This window comes from Streptomyces mayteni (assembly GCF_054783955.1).
This window is the reverse complement of sequence record NZ_BAAGPR010000048.1, coordinates 15,172-33,371: the sequence shown is the minus strand read 5'-3', so window position 1 is coordinate 33,371 and position 18,200 is coordinate 15,172. Positions and strand designations below refer to the sequence as shown.

Here is an 18,200-nt window from a genome sequence, read left to right as displayed (position 1 = left end):
CCCACCATGACCGAGCACGTGTTGGAGATGCGCGGCATCACCAAGACCTTTCCCGGGGTGCGGGCCCTCGACCAGGTCGGCATGTCCGTGGCGGCGGGCGAGATCCACGCCGTCTGCGGGGAGAACGGCGCCGGCAAGTCCACGCTGATGAAGATCCTCAGCGGCGTGCACCCGCACGGGAGTTACCAGGGCGAGATCCACTTCGAGGGTGAGCGCTGCGCGTTCCGCGACATCAAGGACAGCGAGCGGCGCGGGATCGTGATCATCCATCAGGAGCTGGCGCTGGTGCCGCACCTGTCGATCGCGGAGAACGTCTTCCTCGGCAACGAACGCGCCAACCGCGCCGGGGTGATCAACTGGACGGACACGTTACGGGAGACGGAGCGGCTGATGCGCCGCGTCGGCCTCGGGGACGAGCGTCCGACCACCTCGATAGCCGAACTGGGCGTCGGTAAGCAGCAGTTGGTGGAGATCGCCAAGGCGCTCGCCAAGCGGGCGCGGCTGTTGATCCTGGACGAGCCGACGGCCGCGCTCAACGACGAGGACAGCGGCAAGCTCCTCGACCTGATCGTGGAGCTGAGGGAGCAGGGGATCTCCTGCATCCTGATCTCGCACAAGCTCAACGAGATCCGCCGGGTGGCGGACTCGGTGACGATCCTGCGGGACGGCCGCACCATCGAGACGCTGCCGGTGCGGGCCGAGCCCGGCGCGCCGGCCGAGGTGTCGGAGGACCGGATCATTCGCGCCATGGTGGGGCGGGAGTTGACGCGGTTCTACCCGACCCGCACCCCGTACACCGGGGAGTTGGCGGGGACGGTGGCGATGTCGGTGTCGGACTGGACCGTCAGGCACCCGCTCGACCCGGCGCGCCGGGTGGTGGACTCGGTGTCGTTCGAGGTGCGGCACGGCGAGATCCTGGGCATCGCGGGGCTGATGGGCGCCGGCCGCACCGAGTTGGCGATGAGCGTGTTCGGCCGGTCCTGGGGCCGTTACGAGCGCGGCACCGTCTCGATGGGCGGCCGGCAGGTCTCCACGCGGTCGGTGGCCGAGGCGATCGAGCGCGGACTGGCGTACGTCACGGAGGACCGCAAGACGTACGGCCTCAACCTGATCGACACCATCAGCCGGAACATCTCGATGGCGGCGCTGCCCAGGATGGCCCGCCGGGGGCTGGTGGACGGGCACGCGGAGACCCGGGTGGCCGAGCGGTTCCGGGCCTCCATGAACATCAAGGCGCCCACCGTGTTCGAGCAGGTGGGCCGGCTCTCCGGCGGCAACCAGCAGAAGGTGGTGCTGTCGAACTGGATCAACGCCGAGCCCCGGGTGCTGATCCTGGACGAGCCGACCCGCGGCATCGACGTGGGCGCCAAGTCCGAGATCTACACGGTGATCGACCAACTGGCCGCCGAGGGCAAGGCGGTGATCGTCATCTCCTCCGAGCTGTCCGAACTGCTGGGCATCTGCGACCGGATCGCCACGATGGCCGCCGGCCGGCTGACCGGCGTGCTCGACCGCGCGGACGCCGACCAGGAGACGTTGATGCGGCTGATGACGACGACCCGGGCCAGCCCCGAGGCGAGTGCCGAGACCAGCCAGACGGTGCCCGGAAGCGAGGAACGGTGAGATGAGCCAGGCCACCCTGGGCAAGACCCCGACCGACGAGCCTCCGGGCGGCGGAGGCGGGGGCGGCATGCGGCAGTTGCCCACGCTGGTGCTGACCGCGCTGCGCACCAACATGCGGCAGTACGGCATGCTGATCGCGCTGGCGGTGCTGCTGCTGGTCTTCCAGATCTGGACCGACGGCGACGTGCTGCTGCCGCGGAACGTCAGCAACATCATCAACCAGAACGGCTACATCCTGATCCTGGCCATCGGGATGATGATCGTCATCATCAACGGCCATATCGACCTGTCCGTCGGGTCGATCGCCGGCTTCAGCGGGGCCGCGGCGGCCGTGCTGATCCTGGAGCACGACCTGCCGTGGCAGCTCGCGGTGCTGGTGGCGCTGCTGATCGGCGCCGCCATCGGGGCCTGGCAGGGCTTCTGGATCGCGTACGTCGGACTACCGTCGTTCATCGTCACGCTGGCCGGCATGCTGCTGTTCCGCGGCGCCACCCGGATCCTGCTGGAGGGCCGCACCTGGTCCGGCCTCCCGCAGGGCTTCCAGGACATCAACCAGGGCTTCCTGCCCGAGGTCGGCCCGGAGACCAACTACCACAACCTGACGTTGCTGTTGGGCGTGGCGGTGTCGGTCGCCGTGGTGGCGCAGGAGTGGCGGCGCCGCTCCCAGCAGCGGCAGTACGAGCTGACGGTGCTGCCGTTCAACCTGTTCGTGCTGCGCTGCGTGGCGCTGGTGGCCGCGGTGATGGCGTTCACCTTCACCCTGGCCAGCTACCGGGGCACGCCGGTGGTGCTGCTGATCCTCGGCGGTCTGCTGGTGCTGCTGGGCTTCGTGATGCGGAACTCGGTGTTCGGGCGGCACGTGTACGCGCTGGGCGGCAACCGGGCGGCGGCCGAGCTGTCCGGCGTGAAGCACCGGCGGGTCACCATGGCCGTGTTCATCAACATGGGCCTGCTGTCGGCGCTCGCCGGCATCGTGTTCACTGCCAGGACCGGCACCGCCACCACCGGCGCCGGCAACCTCTTCGAACTGGAGGCCATCGCGGCGGCGTTCATCGGCGGCGCCTCGATGAGCGGCGGCGTGGGCACGGTGCTCGGCGCGGTGATCGGCGGCCTGGTGCTCGGCGTGCTGGACAACGGCATGCAGCTGGTGGGGGTCGGCGAGGACTGGCAGCAGGTGATCAAGGGCCTGGTGCTGCTGGTCGCGGTCGCCTTCGACGTCTGGAACAAGCGCCGGGGCCTGGCCGGCCGCACCTGAGCCGCCCCGTGGGACCGCTCGTGCCCCCCGCCCAGGACCGTCCCGGGGCGGGGGGTACCGTCGTGTGATCTCGTCGTCCCCTTCGGCTAGGAGCACGTTCCGTGAGAGAAGAAGCGCCGCGGTCAGAGGTGTTCGGTCGGCTGGACGACGGAACCGAGGTGCACCGTTGGACGCTGGCCAGGGGCGGCACCAGACTGCGCGTGCTCAGCTACGGCGGCGTCGTGCAGTCCCTCGAACTCCCGGACCGGCACGGCGAGTCGGCCAACGTCTCCCTGGGCTTCGACACGCTCGCACCGTACACGGCCGGCCACTCCCCGTACTTCGGCGCGCTGATCGGCCGGTACGGCAACCGCGTCGCCGAGGGCCGCTTCACGCTGGACGGGCGGCCCCACCGGCTGCCGTGCAACGACGGCCCCCACAGCCTGCACGGCGGCGACGTCGGCTTCGACCGGCGGCTCTGGGAGGTCACCCCGTCCGGACCTGCCGGGCTCACGCTCCGGCTGACCAGCGAGGACGGCGACCAGGGCTATCCGGGCACGCTGCGGGTCCTGGTCGACTACACGCTCACCGAGGACGGCGGCTTCCGGATCGACTACACGGCCGAGACCGACGCGCCGACCGTCGTCAACCTGACCTCGCACACCTACTTCAACCTGGCGGGCGAGGGCGCGGGCACCGTCCTCGACCACCGCCTCGGCCTGGAGGCCGGCCACTACACGCCGGTGGGCACCACCCTCATCCCGGAGGGGCCGCCGGCCCCGGTGGACGGCACCCCGTTCGACTTCCGCCGCGCCAAGCCGATCGGCCGGGACCTGCGGCAGGCGCACCCGCAGCTGCTGCGCGCCCAGGGCTTCGACCACAACTTCGTGCTCGACAAGGGCGTGACGACCGGGCCCGAGCGGGTGGCCACCGTCTACGAGCCCGGCTCGGGGCGGCTGATGACCGTCGCCACCACGGAGCCCGGGCTCCAGTTCTACAGCGGCAACTTCCTGGACGGCAGCCTCGCCGGGCCCTCGGGCCGCGTCTACCGGCAGGGCGACGGCCTGTGCCTGGAGACCCAGCACTTCCCCGACTCCCCCAACCGGCCCGACTTCCCCGACACCGTGCTGCGCCCCGGCGAGACCTACCGCTCCAGCACCGTTCACTCGTTCGCCGTACGGTAACCGGCGCGGCGTGCGATCGCTTGTTCTCGTGGACGTATGACGTCTTCGTCCTTCGGCCCGTCCCGTGACCCGTTCGCCGACCTGCTCAACCGGTTCTTCGGGATGTCGCCGGGGGCGGCGCCACCCCGGGTGCAGCGGGTGCCGATCGGCCGGCTGCTGAGCGAGGCGGCGCGCGACCTGATATCCCGGGCCTCGGAGCGGGCCGTCGAGGACGGCGTCGAGGACCTGGACACCGGGCACCTGCTGTGGGCCTGCACCCAGGCCGGGCAGGCCCGCGGCCTGCTCGCCGAGGCCGCCGTCGACCTCGCCGGGCTGGCCGCGACCGTCGCCGAGCCGCTGCCGGGCGCGGGCGCCGCGCCGTCCGCCGAGCCCGGCCTCACCCCGGCCGCCAAGCGGACCCTGATCGACGCGCACACCCGCTCGCAGGCGGCGGGCGTCTCCTACATCGGCCCCGAGCACGTCCTGGCGGCGCTCCTCGACGACCCGGACTCGGGCGCCGCCGGGCTGCTCTCCGGCCAGCCGGTGGACGCCGACCGGCTGCGCGCCGCGCCTGAGCGGCGCCCCGCCGCCGGCACGTCGTCGAGCGCCACCCCCACGCTCGACACGTACGGCCGCGACCTGACCGAGGAGGCCGGGGCCGGGCGGCTCGACCCGGTGGTGGGCCGGGCCGAGGAGATCGAGCAGACCGTGGAGATCCTCTCCCGCAGGACCAAGAACAACCCGGTGCTGATCGGCGACCCCGGCGTCGGCAAGACCGCGATCGTGGAGGGCCTGGCCCAGCGGATCGCCTCGGGCGACGTGCCGGAGACGCTGCGGGACAAGCGGGTGGTCGCGCTCGACCTGCCGGGCCTGGTCGCCGGCTCCACGTACCGCGGCGAGTTCGAGGAGCGGCTGAAGAAGGTCATCGACGAGGTGCGGGCCGCCGAGCACTCCACCATCCTGTTCGTCGACGAGCTGCACGCCGTGGTCGGCGCGGGCGCCGGCGCCGAGGGCGGCGCCCTGGACGCGGCCGACATCCTCAAACCGGCGTTGGCCCGCGGCGAGTTGCACGTGGTGGGCGCCACCACGCTGGACGACTACCGGCGGTTCGTGGAGAAGGACGCGGCCCTGGAGCGGCGCTTCCAGCCGGTGACGATCCCCGAGCCCGGCGTCGACGAGACCGTCCAGATCCTGGAGGGGCTTCGGGACGCCTACGAGGCCCACCACCAGGTCAGGTTCACCGACGAGGCGCTGTCGGCCGCCGCCGAGCTGTCCGACCGCTACGTCTCCGACCGCTTCCTCCCCGACAAGGCCATCGACCTGCTCGACCAGGCCGGCGCCCGGGTCAGGCTCAGCTCGCTCGGCCGCTCCACGGAGGTCACCGGGCGCGAGGACCGGCTCGCCAGGCTCGGCCGCGAGAAGGACCAGGCCATCGCGGCCGAGGACTACGAGCACGCGGCCGAGCTCAAGCGGGAGATCTCCCGCGTCGAGGGCGAGTTGGCCGGCATCAGGGAACGCCGGGAGGGGGTGCGGGAGGTCACCGCCGACGACATCGCCGAGGTGCTGTCCCGACGCACCGGCATCCCCGTCAGCCGGCTGACGGAGAGCGAACGCGACCGGCTGCTGAAGCTCGAACACGCCCTGCACGACCGGGTGGTGGGGCAGGACGAGGCGGTCACGGCGGTCGCCGAGGCGGTCCGGCGCAACCGGGCCGGCATGAGCGACCCGGACCGCCCGGTCGGCTCGTTCCTCTTCCTCGGCCCCACCGGCGTCGGCAAGACCGAACTGGCCAAGGCCCTGGCGGCGCTGCTGTTCGGCGACGAGAACCGGCTCGTCAGGTTCGACATGAGCGAGTTCCAGGAACGACACACGGTCTCCCGCCTGATCGGCGCCCCACCCGGCTACGTCGGACACGAGGAGGCCGGCCAACTCACCGAGCGGGTACGGCGACAGCCCTACAGCGTGCTGCTCTTCGACGAGGTCGAGAAGGCGAACCCGGACGTCTTCCACGCGCTGCTCCAGGTCCTGGACGACGGCCGCCTGACCGACGGCCAGGGGCGCACCGTCAACTTCCGCAACACGGTGGTCATCATGACCAGCAACCTGGGCGCGCAGCGGATCCTGGCCCACCACGGCCGGGCCGACGAGGTCCGGGACGAACTCCTCGCGGACCTCAGCCGGCACTTCCCGCCGGAGTTCCTGAACCGGATCGACGAGACGATCATCTTCCACCGGCTCTCACCCGGCGAGTTGAACGAGGTCGTCGACCTCCTCCTGGAACGCAGCCGCCGCCGGGTGCGGGCCCAGGGCATGCGCCTCGAAGTGACGGAGGACGCCCGCCACCTGCTGGCCGAACACGGCCACCGCCCCGAGTTCGGCGCCCGCCCGCTGCGCCGCACCATCCAGAGCGAGCTGGACAACCACCTGGCCTCGCTCCTGCTGAGCGACGAGGCCCACACCGGCGACACGATCATCGCGGACACCCGCGACGGCCACGTGGTGTGCGACATCGCCCGCGAACAGGAAGCGGCGGCGGAGGCCGCCGCCGAATCCGAAGGCATGCCTCCCGCGGCCTGACGGCGCGGCCCCGGCCAGCCGTGCCGGTGCCCGGCCCCGCCCGCGACGAGGCGTCGAAGAGGCGGCGCTGGCGCCCCGAAGGGACGCGGCGACCCGCCGCCACGGCGCCCCGAAGGGGCGCGGGGAACTGCGCGACCAGCCACGACGGCGCCGCAGACAACACACGGCCCGCCGCGCAGCGGCACCGGCGGAGCCCCACCACGACGCCCCGAAGGGACGCGGCGACCCGCCACGACGGCGTCCCAAAGGGGCGCGGGGAACTGCGCGACCAGCCACGACGGCGCCGCAGACAACACGCGGCCCCCCGCGCAGCGGTGGGTGGGGGAAACCCTCGCGGCCTACTCCGCGTCGTGGTCGCCGCCGCAGCACGGGTGCGGATCCGGCAACTCGAACGGCACGTACACCCCACCCCGCGCCGGCGCGACCCGCAACAGCAGGCGCCCGTCCCGGAGTTCCGGCCGCACGTGGCCCCTCGTGTCAACGCGAGCCGCAGGCTCCGGCTCGGCGCCACCCAGCGCCACCGCCGACTCGATCGCCGTCCGTTCGAACAGCTCGGCCAGCGTGAGCGTGCCAGAAAGCCCCGCCGCGCCGGGGAAGAGCACGGCCCGGGCGCCGTCCCGGTCGTGTCCGGCGAGTGCCGCCACCGCCGCGGCCCGGTGTTCGGCGGGGCCGAACAGCCGGTCGCCCCAGGCGACGGCCAACTCCCGCTCGTCCCTCAGTCGTTCGAACGTGGCCGCGGCCGCGGCCCGAGCCGGGTCCGGCAGCTCTATCGAGAGCGCCAGACCCGGCTCGGGCGTCCGCACCACATGGGTGCGGGCGTGTGCACCGGGCGGGAGCGGGAGTGTCTCCGCGAGTCGGTGCAGCAGGTGATCGGCCGAACGCGGGCCACGGGTGCCGGCCGAGAGGCCGAACAGGGCCCGCTGCGTCACTGGGGCAGCACCCACATCGGGTTGGAGTAGAACCACAGGTCGCGCCACGGGTCGGCGTCGCCCATGACGTCCAGGGCCGGCCCGTTCGGGTCGACGGAGGCGCCGTTCAGGCCCACCTGGGTGCGGTTGCCGTCGGTGCCGCGCACCCGCAGGTAGCACGGGCGGTCGACGCGGCCGAGCCGGAACTCGAGGGTCACGGTGCCGGTCGACTTGTTGACCTCGAAGGACTTGGCGACCTTGGTGTTCGGGGTCTGGAACACGTCCTTGTCGGAGACGGCGCCGGTGACGTCGCCCTTGATGACGTCGACGCGGGCCAGCTTGGGCACGAACTGCGCCCAGTTCGGGCCGTTGGCGAGCGCGATCTCCAGGGTCAGGGTGACGTCGGTGCCGCGTCGCACGGAGAGCGTGCCGCCGAGCGTGGCGGAGCGGTTGCCGCCGCGGAGCTGGGCGTTGAGGCCGGAGATCAGGCCACCGTGGTCGACCCAGACGCGGCCGGCGCGCAGGCCGTCCATGACGGCGGCGTAGGAGAAGCCGGCCGAGCCGACGTGGGTGCGGCTGTACTGGCCAGGCCAGTAGTCGCCGGCCTCGACGTCCATGGCGGGGCCGCCGTAGACCGGGTCGCCGTGGAAGCCGTTGCCGTTGAAGTCGGTGTCGGCGGGCCGCACGGAGAGGTCACCGTAGTTGCTGTGCGAGTCGGAGTTGGCGGTGATCCACCACGCCTTGCCCTCGGCGAGCAGGCTGTCCCACAGGCCGCCGACGGTGGCGGTCATCCAGTCGAAGCCGCCCCAGGTGCGGTAGCTCTCGGCCGGGTAGCCGGGGAAGGAGTCGCTGCCCGGGCTCGACTCGTAGTAGCCGCGGCCGCCGCCTGAGCCGTGCGGGGCGGGGATGCCGGCGGCCTGGTGGCCGGGGGCGCCCTCCATGCCGAGCGCGATCCTGGGCTGCGCGTCGCGCCAGGCGCGGATCTCGTGCGGCGAGTCGATGCCCTTGCGCGAGGGGTGGTTCGCGAACATCATCGCGTCCTTCACCTTGCGGCGCTGGACCTGCTCGGCGAGGAAGTTCAGACCGGAGATGGCGAGCGCCTCGTTCTGGGGCGTGTTGCCGGTCGCGTTCCTGACGCCGCCGTCGTAGTCGGTCTCGAACTGCTTGAGGACCGAGACCTCGTTGTCGCCGGGGTGCACGAAGACCGTGGCGTGCTCGGCCGCGGGGATGTTCCACTCCAGGCCCTGGAAGACCAGGGTCTCGTCGAACGAGTCGCGGGCGGCGCGGATGTCGGGGTTGACCTTCTCGACGCCGATCCGCGAGTGGTTCACGGAACCGTGGTCGGTGATGACCATCCAGTCCAGGCCGTGCCGGGCGCCGTTGCGCACCTGGTCGACGACCCGGTACTTGCCGTCCGAGCTGTACTGGGTGTGGATGTGGTGGTCGCCGGCCAGCCACAGCAGCCGGCCGTTGCCACCACCGTTGTTGCCGCCACCGTTGTTGCTCTGCCCGTTTCCGCTGTGCCCACTCCCGAAGGCCGTGCCGGCCGCGGCGGCGCCGGTGCCGGCGAGGACGCTGGCGCCGGCCACGCCCGCGCCGAGCAGGCCGGCGCGGCGCAGCATGGAGCGGCGGGAGAGCTGGTCGGGGGTCAGTTCGCTGTCGGGGACGTTGACGTCCATGGCCGCCGGAAGCGGTCTCGACTCGGCCTCGTGGTCGTGGTCGTGGTGGTGGTCGTGTCCGTGATGGTGGTGGCCGTGGCCCATCGTCGCTCCCGGTAGGTGTTCGCCAGACTCTCGTCTTCTCGGCGGGCACTCTTCACGCGACAGATGAACGGAAGGTGAGGCGTGGGGGACATCGACCCACCGGATCCCTTTCCGGTGGGTCGATGTCGAAACGCCCGGTCGTCAGGCGAGCCGGATCACGTTCCAGGACAGCGGTTCCAGGGTGGCGGCCAGCACCTCGCCCTCCAGTCCGGTGCCGGTGGCCGGGTGCGGGGCGACCCGGTCGGGGCTCGCGGCGGTGTTGCGGGCGTCGGGGTCGGCGTCGGCGAGCACGCTGTGCTCCACCACCTCGCCGAGCCCGAGGCCGCGCAGGGTGATCTCCAGCGGCAGCGGTTCGGTCTGGTGGCGGTTGACGGCGAAGACGGTGACTGCGCCGGTCGCCTCGTCGCGGACGGCGGTGGCGTGCAGCAGGTCGACCTCGCCGTACTTGGCGGTGGCGTGCCGAGGGCTCTCAGGACGCACGTCGAGCACGGTGCCGCGGCCGTGGGCGGAGGCCTGGGCGAACGGGTGGAAGGTGGTCTGCCGCCAGGCGGCGCCGCCCGGTTCGGTGGCGATCGGCGCGATGACGTTGACGAGTTGGGCGAGGCAGGCGATCTTGACCCGGTCGGCGTGCCGGAGCAGGGCGATCAGCAGCGAGCCGAAGACGACGGCGTCGGTGACGCTGTAGTTGTCCTCCAGGAGCCGGGGCGCCTCGTCCCAGTCGTCGCCGCGGCCCTCGTCCGACAGGGTGGGCGCGCTGCCGTCCTGGTACCAGACGTTCCACTCGTCGAAGGAGAGGTTGATGGTCTTCTTCGACTTCAGCCGGGCCCCGACGTGGTCGCAGGTGGCGACGACGTTCTCGATGAACGACTCGGTGTCCACGGCGGAGGCGAGGAACGAGTCGCGGTCGCCGTCCCGCTCGTAGTAGTAGGCGTGCAGCGAGACGTGGTCGACCAGCTCGTAGGAGTGCTGGAGGACGGTGGACTCCCAGCTGGCGAAGGTCTCCATGGACTGGGACGAGCTGCCGCAGGCGACGAGTTCGACGTCCGGGTCGATCTGCCGCATGGCGCGGGCGGTCTCGGCGGCGATCCTGCCGTACTCGTCGGCGGTCTTGTGGCCGGTCTGCCAGGGGCCGTCCAGCTCGTTGCCCAGGCACCACAGCCGGATGTCGTAGGGGTCCTTGTCGCCGTTGGCGGCGCGCCGGTCGGAGAGCTCGGTGCCGCCCGGGTGGTTGGCGTACTCCTGGAGCTCGATGGCCTCGGCGACGCCGCGGGTGCCGAGGTTGACGGCCATCATCGGCTCGCCCTGGATCTTGCGGACGAAGTCGACGAACTCGCCGAGCCCGAACTGGTTGCTCTCGGTCGACCGCCAGGCCAGGTCGAGCCGGCGGGGCCGCTGTTCCTTGGGCCCGACGCCGTCCTCCCACTTGTAGCCGGAGACGAAGTTGCCGCCGGGGTAGCGGACGACGCTGACGCCGAGCTCCCGGATCAGTTCGAGCACGTCCCCGCGCAGTCCCGCCTCGTCGGCGGTGGGGTGTCCTGGCTCGTGGATCCCGGTGTAGACGCAGCGGCCGAGGTGCTCGACGAACGAGCCGAACAGCCGCGGGTCAACGGCCGAGACGGTGAAGTCGGGGTCGAGGGTGAAGCGGGCGGTGTGCGGTGCGCTCATCATGTCCTTTGCCTCACTGGTGAGTTGTGCGTGTTCATTGCCCGGCGAGGCCGGTGTGGGCCACGCCGCGGACGATCTGCCGCTGGAAGAACGCGAAGACCACCAGCAGCGGCAGCCCGCCGATGATCACCGAGGCCATCACCTGGGCGTAGCGAACGCCGTAGGTGGACTGGACGTTGACCAGGCCGACCGGCAGCGTCATCGCGTTGGGGTCGGTGGTCACCAGGAACGGCCACAGGAAGTTGTTCCAGGTCTGGATGAAGGTGAAGATGGCGACGGCCGCCAGCACCGGCCGGGAGAGCGGCAGCACGATCTGCCAGAAGACCCGCCAGCGTCCGGCGCCGTCCACGTAGGCGGCCTCCTCGAGTTCGCGCGGCACGCCGTCGAAGAACTTCACCAGGATGAACACCATGGCGGGCACGGCGACCTGGGGCAGGATGACGCCCCAGTAGGTGTCGACGAGGCCGAGCGAGACCATCTCGGCGAACAGCGGCGCGATCAGCACCTGTGGCGGCACCATGATCCCGGCGAGCACCAGTCCGTAGAGCGTCCGGCGGCCGCGGAACTCGGTGCGGCTGAAGCCGTAGGCGGCCATGGCGGTCAGGGCGACCGTGAGCACGGTGGTCACGGAGGCGATGTAGGCGGTGTTGACCATCCAGCGGGTGAGGTTTCCCGACTCCCAGACCGCCCGGTAGGCGTCGAGGGTCAGGTAGGAGCCGATCCACTGGAAGCCGGTCTCGGTGGTCTCGGACTCGGGTTTGAAGGAGGTGGCGAGCGCCCAGGCCAGTGGCAGCAGCCAGAGCAGGGCGAGCAGCAGGGCGCCGCCGAGCATGGCCAGCCGGCCCGGGGTCCAACGCGACCGGCGGCCGGCCGCCGTCGCCTCCACTACGGCACTCATAGCGCGTTCTCCTCTCTCCGCCGGCGCGTGATCCGCAGCTGGACCAGTGAGACGATCACGATCAGCGCGAAGAAGATGTACGAGATCGCCGAGGCGTAGCCGATCCGGTAGCCGGTGAATCCGGACTGGTAGACGTACTGGAGGATCGGCCGGGTCGACTCGTCGGGGCCGCCGCCGGTCATGATGTACACCTGGTCGAAGATCTTGAGCGAGGCGAGGAGTTGGAGCACCAGCACCACGCCGGTGGTGGAGCGCAGCTGCGGCAGGGTGATGTGGCGCAGCCGGTGCCAGGCGCCGGCGCCGTCCAACTCGGCGGCCTCGTAGAGGTGTTGTGGGATGGACTGCAACGCGGCCAGGTAGAGCAGGAAGTTGAAGCCGACTGTCCACCAGATGGTGGTGAGGACCACGGAGAGCATCGCGTAGCGGGTGTCGGTGAGCCAGCCGATGCCGGGGTGCAGGCCGAACTCGGCGAGGAGTTGGTCGGCGAAGCCGAAGTCGGTGGGGTAGATCACCCAGAGCCAGAGCAGGCAGACGACGCCGGACGGCAGCAGGAACGGCGCGAACCAGCTGAGCCGCCAGAGCCAGGCGACGACCCGCAGGTGGTGCGCGAGCAGCGCGAGCACCAGGCCGACGACGACCAGCGGCACGGTGGAGAGCACCGTGAACCAGAGGGTGTTCCAGAGCGAGGACCAGACGTCGGGGTCGGTCAGCGCCTCGGCGTAGTTGTCGAAGCCGATGTAGTCGGACTGGGTGCCGGCGATGTCGGCGTTGGTGAGGCTCATCCGGATACCGGAGAGCAGCGGCCAGACCAGGAAGAGCGCGTAGACGACGAGGAAGGGCAGGGTGAAGACGAGGCCGTGCTCGCTCCAGTGGCGGCGCACGGTGGCGGGTGGTGTCCTCGGCGGCGCGGGTTCCGCGGGCGTGGTCAGCTCGCCCGGTGTGGTGGTCGTCATGCGGTCTCCCCGAACGGGCTTGGGGTGTCCAGGAGTTCCTGGAGCCGGGACCTGGCCTCGGCCAGCGCGTCCTCGGGGGTGCGGGTGCGGGTGAGCACCCCGGCGAAGACGGCGCCGAGTTCGATCCAGAGCCGGGAGGCGGAGCCGGCGAACCAGACCTGCGGGTCGAGCACCACCTCGTCGATCACCGCGCGGTACTCGGACTGCGGGGTCATCGCCAGGTAGTCGGGTTCCTCCAGGGTGGGCAGGTAGGCGGGGACGTGGCCGCCGGCCGCCCAGTCGACGGAGTGCGTGAGCATCCAGGCGACGAACGCGTGGGCCGCCTCGTTGGAGGCGCCGCCGCGGCCGGTCTGGTGCGGCAGCACGAAGGCGTGGCAGTCGGCCTGGGTGGCGGCGGTGCCGAAGAGGTTGGGTATCCGGGCCATGGAGAACGGCAGCCCGGTGTTGAGGTAGGTGGTGACCTCCCACTCGCCGTTGAGGTAGAAGCCGGTCTCACCGGCGGCGAAGATGCCGACCGAGCCCTGGTAGTCGGCGCGTTCGACGCAGAGCCCCTCCTCGGTGAGCCGCCGCATGTAGCGGAGCACGGTGAGGGCCTTGGCGTCGTCGATCGCGATCCTGGTGCCGTCCTCGGTGAGCAGTTGGCCGCCGGTCTGGGCGTAGAAGGCGTTGAACATCCGCCAGGGGCCGATGGTGTCGGCGCCCAGGGTCTCGGCGACGAGTCCCGGGCCGCCGGTGACCTCGCCGGCGGCGCGCAGTGCCTCGGCGAAGGCGTCGGCGCCCTCGATGGCGCGGAGCCGCCCGTCGCCGTCGAGCAGCCCGGCGCGCTCGCAGACGTCGGTGTTGTAGTAGAGGACCATGGGGTGGGTGTCGAGCGGGACGGCGTACTGGGCGCCGTCGACCGCGCCGCGCTGCCACAGGTCGACGGGGAAGTTGGCGGGGGTGACGCCGTGTTCGGCCAGCAGGTCGAGGTCGAAGGGGTCGAGGAGCCGGCCGGGGGCGAAGCCGGCGAGCCGCGCCAGGTGCATGGCGGCGACCTCGGGGGCGCGCCCGCCGGCGCCGGCCATGCCGAGCTTGGTGTAGTAGGGCGCGCCCCACTGGAGGGTGGCCGCCTCCAGGTCGATGTCGGGGTGCTCGGCCTGGAACGCGTCGAGCATCGCGGCCATGTTGGCGCCGTCACCACCGCCGAAGAGGTGCCAGTAGCGCAACCTGGTCTGTCCCGAGCCGGCGCCGCTCGGGGCCGAGCAGCCGGCGGCGGCGAGCGCCCCGAGGGCGCCGAGCCCGGCGAACGAGCCGAGCATCCGTCGTCTGGTGGGCCCGGGGGGCAGCGGGGGGCCCAGGGTGTGTGGAGCGGATGGTCGGAACATGCGGCACCCATCCTCCATTCGTAATCCCGAACAAGGATCGAAAATACGAACATGAACGTAGGTGGGTAGCGGAGCGGAGGTCAACGGTCGTGCAGCAACTGGATTTTCGACGATCCGTCAGACGGGCCTGCCGCGGGGCCTCGGGCGGCTCGCCCCCTCCGGGGCCCGGCGAGCCGCCCGCCGCGTCAGCCGGCGAAGGCGGGCTGCGGCAGGCCGCGGCCGGCGCCCGGCAGCACCAGCACCGAGCCGGAAAGGGGCTCGGCCCCCGGGTCGGTGCCCACGCTCGCGGTGGTGATGTAGAGGTCGGTCAGCCCGGGGCCGCCGAACGCGCAGGCGGTGGCGCGGGAGACGGGCAGTTCGACGACGCGGTCGAGCTTGCCCTCCGGCGTGAAGCGGCGCACCGCGTGGCCGTCCCAGAACGCGACCCAGACGCAGCCGTCGGCGTCGACCGTGAGGCCGTCGGGTGAGCCGGCGAACTCGGTGGTGTCCACGAGCGGCCCGCGGTCCCGCGCGGAGCCGTCCTCCGTCATCGTGAACACGTCGACCCGTTGGGTGGGGGTGTCGATGTAGTACATCAGCGAGCCGTCAGGGCTCCAGCCGATGCCGTTGCTGACGGTCGCGTCGGGCACCACCACGGCCGCCGAGCCGTCGGCCCCGACCCGGCTGAGCGAGCCGCCGCCGGGCCGCTCGTCATAGCGCATGGTGCCGGCCCACAGCGTGCCGTCGGGCGCCACCGCCGCGTCGTTGCCGCGGCGGCCGGCCACGGCCTGGTGGTGCAGCCAGGAGAATCCGCCGGCCTCGTTGTAGAGGCCGACGCCGTCCCTGAGATTGACCACGAAGCCGCCGCCGGCCCGCGGCTTGGCGGCCCCGACGTGCTGCTCGGTGGGCAGCACGGTGCGCCGGCCGGTGGCCGGGTCGAAGAGGTTGATCCTGGAGGCCAGGATGTCCACCCAGATCAGCCGCCCGCCCGCCGGATCCCAGGTCGGCCCCTCCCCCAGCTCGGCCCGCGCCCGTATCGCGATCTCCAGACCGTCCGCCACCATGACCCGCTTCCTCTCGTCGCCTGCCTGTCTGCCTGCCAGACTGCCCGCCTGCCCGCCTGCCCGCCTCAGCCGTGGTGGCCGAGCCGCTCCGACAACTGCGCCGCGCCCTTGACCGCCAGGTCCGCCAGCTCCCCCTGCCGTTCCTCGCTCCACCGGATCATCGGCACGGAGACGCTCAACGCGGCCACCACCCGGCCCGAGCGGTCCCTGACGGGGGCGGCGACGCAGCTCACGTCGGGGTTGGACTCGCGCTGTTCGAAGGCCACCCCGCGCTCCCGGATCTCCACGAGCGCCGCCCGCAGCGCGGCCGGTTCGGTGATCGAGTGGGGGGTCATCGCCCGCAGCTCGCCGGTCGCGGAGAGCCGCTCGTCGAGCCGGTCGGGCGGCAGCGAGGCGAGCAGCATCTTGCCGACCGCCGTGCAGTGGGCGGGCAGCCGGCGCCCGGCGGCCGAGACCATCCGGACGGCGTGGGTGCTGTCCACCTTGGCGATGTAGATGACGTCGGCGTCCTCGAGGACCGCGACGTGCACGGTCTCGCCGCAGGTCTCCGCCACCGCGCGGGCCACCTGCTGGCCCTCGGCGGCCAGGTCGAGCTGCTCGGCGTAGCGGCTGCCCAGCTGGTAGGTGCGCACCCCGAGCCGGTAGCGGCCCGGCTGCTCGGGCACCGGCACCAGATAGGAGCGGGCCGCCAGCGTGGTGACCAGCTCGTGCACGGTGGTGCGCGGCAGCTGGAGCCGGCGGGTGATCTCCGGCGCGGACAGCGTGCCGTCCCCGTCGAGAAAGAGCTCGAGTATGTCCAACGCTCGGCTGACGGCCGGCACGCGACGCCCCATGCCCTACGCCTCCCCCGCACTCGGTCGTTCGAGATGCACAGTGTTCGAGATAGCACAGTGTTCGAGATGCCGGGCGGATTCCGGAATCTCGAACATAGCTAACCAGCGCCCGCGACCGTGGGCAATGGCCGGGAGGCGCGGACTACACGTCTTCCCGGGCGTCGACCTCCGCGCCGGTCGCCCGATCCCGCACCGAGCGTAGCGTGTCGGTCACCGAGCTCGGCACCCTGCCGGCGGTCCGGTCGGCCATCAGACCCGCCGCCCGGCCGGCGGCCTGCCGGCCGGCCTGCGCCGCGCTGTCCACCGTGTTCCTGACCGAGGGGTTGCGCCGCGCCCGGTCCGCCGCCTCCCGGAGCTGCTCGTACCGCTCCCGCCCCGCCCTGGCGCCCAGCACGTAACCGGTGGCCAGACCCGCGATGAAGATGAGCTTGCGCATCAGACGCTTCCCTTCGTCGGACTTTCCGATCTTCTCCTGACCCACGATCGGGCCGGCAACCGGGTGGCCCGGATACCGATTTCAAACCACCCCCTCACATGCGCTAATGTAAGCGTCGCGCGAAGGTCGCGCCCCCGGGGAACCGGGCGGTGGGCCCGAGCAGAGCAGTCCCCTGTAGCTCAATTGGCAGAGCAGCCGGCTGTTAACCGGCAGGTTACTGGTTCGAGTCCAGTCGGGGGAGCAGAGTGGATGTTCGTCCACATCACCCGAAGGGCCCCGATCGGGGCCCTTCGTTCGTGTTCGGAGCTTTTCCGACCCTCGCGATGCATCACTCACCGGCCATCGGGAACCGATCACCCCATGCCCGCAGTCACAGTCCCCGTACGAGCACCCCGACCCGCGCGGGAGATCGTATGAACAGCTATGCTGCGGCAGACAGCGCGCACAGGTGTGCGCGGCACGCCGTACCTGGGGCAGTAGCTCAGCCGGTTAGAGCAACGGACTCATAATCCGTCGGCCGTGGGTTCGAGTCCCACCTGCCCCACTCAGCGGCGAAGGCCCCCACCAGCCACATCCGGCCAGTGGGGGCTTCGTGGTCCAGCAGGGCCTGATCCCCCTCACCCGGCCCACCACCAGGCCGCCGCGCTCGGCGAGATGCTGCGCGATCACCGCTCCCTCTACAACGGCGCGTTGCAGCAGCGCCGGGACGCCTACCGGCACACCTCGAGAACGAGCATCACCTACGGGCAGCAGTCCGCCCAGTTGAAGGACGTTCGGGCGTTCGACCCGGAACGCCAGGGCCGCTGGTCCTTCTCCAGTCGGCCTGGACGACTTCTACGACTGGACGCCGACGGGCGTCAGCAACTTCATCATGCGAGCCGGGAGTTCGTCCTCCATCACGGAGTTCGACATCTGGATGCTCCGTGACCGGTGGCGTCATCTGAAGTCCCGCTACGGCTACTGACCGCCCCACGCCGGCCGGGTCAGCCGACGACGCGCCGGCGGCGGTGGGCGCGCTGGCGGCAGGTCGGACCGCAGTAGCGGGCCGGCCGGCCGGTGGCGCGGCCCCGCAGCGGGGCGCCGCACTCCGCGCAGCGCTCGGCGTCGCGGGCGCCGGTTTCGTGACGCCCGTTCCGCCGCCCGTCACGGAAGGCGACCGCTTCCGTGACGGGCGGGGTGCGCAGTCCGTCCAGCAGCAGCCGTGCCAGTCGGGCGCCGCGCGCCTGGTTGGGATGGGCCGAACGGAGCGCGGCGGCACCGACGGCCACCGCGGTCAGGTCGTCCACCCGCAGGTCGGGGCGTACCGCACCCGCGCGTCTCGCGTCGCGCAACAAGCGGTCGAGCGCCTCGTCGAACCGCCCCGCCACCGCCGCGAGGCCGACGCGCGGCCAGCCGCAGTCAGCGGTCAGCGCGTCGCAGACATGGTGGCGGCCGGCCGACCGCTCGACCACCTCAAGCAGGAACCCGAAGAGCGCGTCCCCTGGCGCGGCCCGGGCGGCCCACTGATCGGCGGCGCCCACCAGGCCCTCGATGTGTTCGATGAGCACGGCCTCAAGCAGGACCTGCTTACTGGGAAAGTGCCGGTAGACGGTCCCGGCTCCGACCCCGGCGCGCCGCGCGATCCGGACGAGCGGGACCTCGATCCCCTCCTCGGCGAATACCCGCGCCGCGGTGCGCAGCACGACCGCACGGTTGCGGCGGGCATCGGCGCGCTCGGCGCCAGGCGCTGCACCTGTCATG

The 18,200-nt window shown here is 71.8% G+C and carries 14 protein-coding genes, 2 tRNA genes and 1 pseudogene; 7 read left to right on the top strand and 10 right to left on the bottom strand.

Annotated elements, in window-relative coordinates:
* Positions 1-6: 6 nt before the first annotated feature.
* The 4 genes from mmsA (at position 7) to ACYVPE_RS21215 (ending at position 6,597) form a co-directional block, all read left to right on the top strand.
* Entirely contained in the window at positions 7-1,623 is a 1,617-nt protein-coding gene (gene mmsA / locus ACYVPE_RS21230) for a multiple monosaccharide ABC transporter ATP-binding protein (protein ID WP_461035241.1), read from the top strand.
* Between the two features lies 1 nt (position 1,624).
* On the top strand, positions 1,625-2,878 hold the full coding sequence (gene mmsB / locus ACYVPE_RS21225; protein ID WP_461035240.1) for a multiple monosaccharide ABC transporter permease: 1,254 nt from the start codon (positions 1,625-1,627) through the stop codon (positions 2,876-2,878).
* 101 nt (positions 2,879-2,979) lie between these two features.
* Positions 2,980-4,041, top strand: a complete 1,062-nt coding sequence (locus ACYVPE_RS21220) for an aldose epimerase family protein (RefSeq protein ID WP_461035239.1) — start codon at positions 2,980-2,982, stop codon at positions 4,039-4,041.
* A gap of 36 nt (positions 4,042-4,077) precedes the next feature.
* Complete coding sequence (locus ACYVPE_RS21215; protein ID WP_461035238.1) at positions 4,078-6,597, top strand: ATP-dependent Clp protease ATP-binding subunit; 2,520 nt, start codon at positions 4,078-4,080, stop codon at positions 6,595-6,597.
* A 338-nt stretch (positions 6,598-6,935) separates the two neighbouring features.
* On the opposite strand, the gene ACYVPE_RS21210 is transcribed toward ACYVPE_RS21215, so the two are convergent.
* The 9 genes from ACYVPE_RS21210 to ACYVPE_RS21170 form a co-directional block, all read right to left on the bottom strand.
* Positions 6,936-7,526: a hypothetical protein gene (locus ACYVPE_RS21210; protein WP_461035237.1), complete on the bottom strand. Its 591-nt coding sequence runs from the start codon at positions 7,524-7,526 to the stop codon at positions 6,936-6,938.
* The gene (locus tag ACYVPE_RS21205) at positions 7,523-9,268 is read right to left on the bottom strand and encodes a PHP domain-containing protein (RefSeq protein ID WP_461035236.1); all 1,746 of its coding nucleotides are present in this window, start codon (positions 9,266-9,268) and stop codon (positions 7,523-7,525) included. Before ACYVPE_RS21205 ends, ACYVPE_RS21210 begins: the two co-directional genes overlap by 4 nt.
* 141 nt (positions 9,269-9,409) lie before the next feature.
* Entirely contained in the window at positions 9,410-10,933 is a 1,524-nt protein-coding gene (arfA, locus tag ACYVPE_RS21200; RefSeq protein WP_461035235.1) for an arabinosylfuranosidase ArfA, read from the bottom strand.
* Positions 10,934-10,967: 34 nt separating this feature from the next.
* On the bottom strand, positions 10,968-11,831 hold the full coding sequence (locus ACYVPE_RS21195) for a carbohydrate ABC transporter permease (protein WP_461035234.1): 864 nt from the start codon (positions 11,829-11,831) through the stop codon (positions 10,968-10,970).
* The gene (locus ACYVPE_RS21190) at positions 11,828-12,784 is read right to left on the bottom strand and encodes a carbohydrate ABC transporter permease (protein WP_461035233.1); all 957 of its coding nucleotides are present in this window, start codon (positions 12,782-12,784) and stop codon (positions 11,828-11,830) included. Before ACYVPE_RS21190 ends, ACYVPE_RS21195 begins: the two co-directional genes overlap by 4 nt.
* Complete coding sequence (locus ACYVPE_RS21185) at positions 12,781-14,082, bottom strand: extracellular solute-binding protein (RefSeq protein WP_461035263.1); 1,302 nt, start codon at positions 14,080-14,082, stop codon at positions 12,781-12,783. The genes ACYVPE_RS21190 and ACYVPE_RS21185 overlap by 4 nt, the downstream gene beginning before the upstream one ends.
* Before the next feature lie 251 nt (positions 14,083-14,333).
* The gene (locus tag ACYVPE_RS21180) at positions 14,334-15,191 is read right to left on the bottom strand and encodes an SMP-30/gluconolactonase/LRE family protein (RefSeq protein ID WP_461035232.1); all 858 of its coding nucleotides are present in this window, start codon (positions 15,189-15,191) and stop codon (positions 14,334-14,336) included.
* A 65-nt stretch (positions 15,192-15,256) separates the two neighbouring features.
* On the bottom strand, positions 15,257-16,024 hold the full coding sequence (locus ACYVPE_RS21175; RefSeq protein WP_461035231.1) for an IclR family transcriptional regulator: 768 nt from the start codon (positions 16,022-16,024) through the stop codon (positions 15,257-15,259).
* 142 nt (positions 16,025-16,166) lie between these two features.
* On the bottom strand, positions 16,167-16,460 hold the full coding sequence (locus tag ACYVPE_RS21170; RefSeq protein WP_461035230.1) for a hypothetical protein: 294 nt from the start codon (positions 16,458-16,460) through the stop codon (positions 16,167-16,169).
* A gap of 168 nt (positions 16,461-16,628) precedes the next feature.
* Here ACYVPE_RS21170 and ACYVPE_RS21165 point away from each other — a divergent pair.
* From ACYVPE_RS21165 to ACYVPE_RS21155, 3 genes and pseudogenes are all read left to right on the top strand, one after another.
* Positions 16,629-16,701 (top strand) — tRNA-Asn (locus ACYVPE_RS21165).
* A gap of 229 nt (positions 16,702-16,930) precedes the next feature.
* Positions 16,931-17,004 (top strand) — tRNA-Ile (locus tag ACYVPE_RS21160).
* Between the two features lie 77 nt (positions 17,005-17,081).
* Positions 17,082-17,306 (top strand): annotated as a pseudogene (locus ACYVPE_RS21155) (RNA-guided endonuclease TnpB family protein); the annotation flags it as partial.
* Positions 17,307-17,443: 137 nt separating this feature from the next.
* Here ACYVPE_RS21155 and ACYVPE_RS21150 read toward each other — a convergent pair.
* Positions 17,444-18,199: a TetR/AcrR family transcriptional regulator gene (locus tag ACYVPE_RS21150; RefSeq protein WP_461035229.1), complete on the bottom strand. Its 756-nt coding sequence runs from the start codon at positions 18,197-18,199 to the stop codon at positions 17,444-17,446.
* Position 18,200 lies beyond the last annotated feature (1 nt).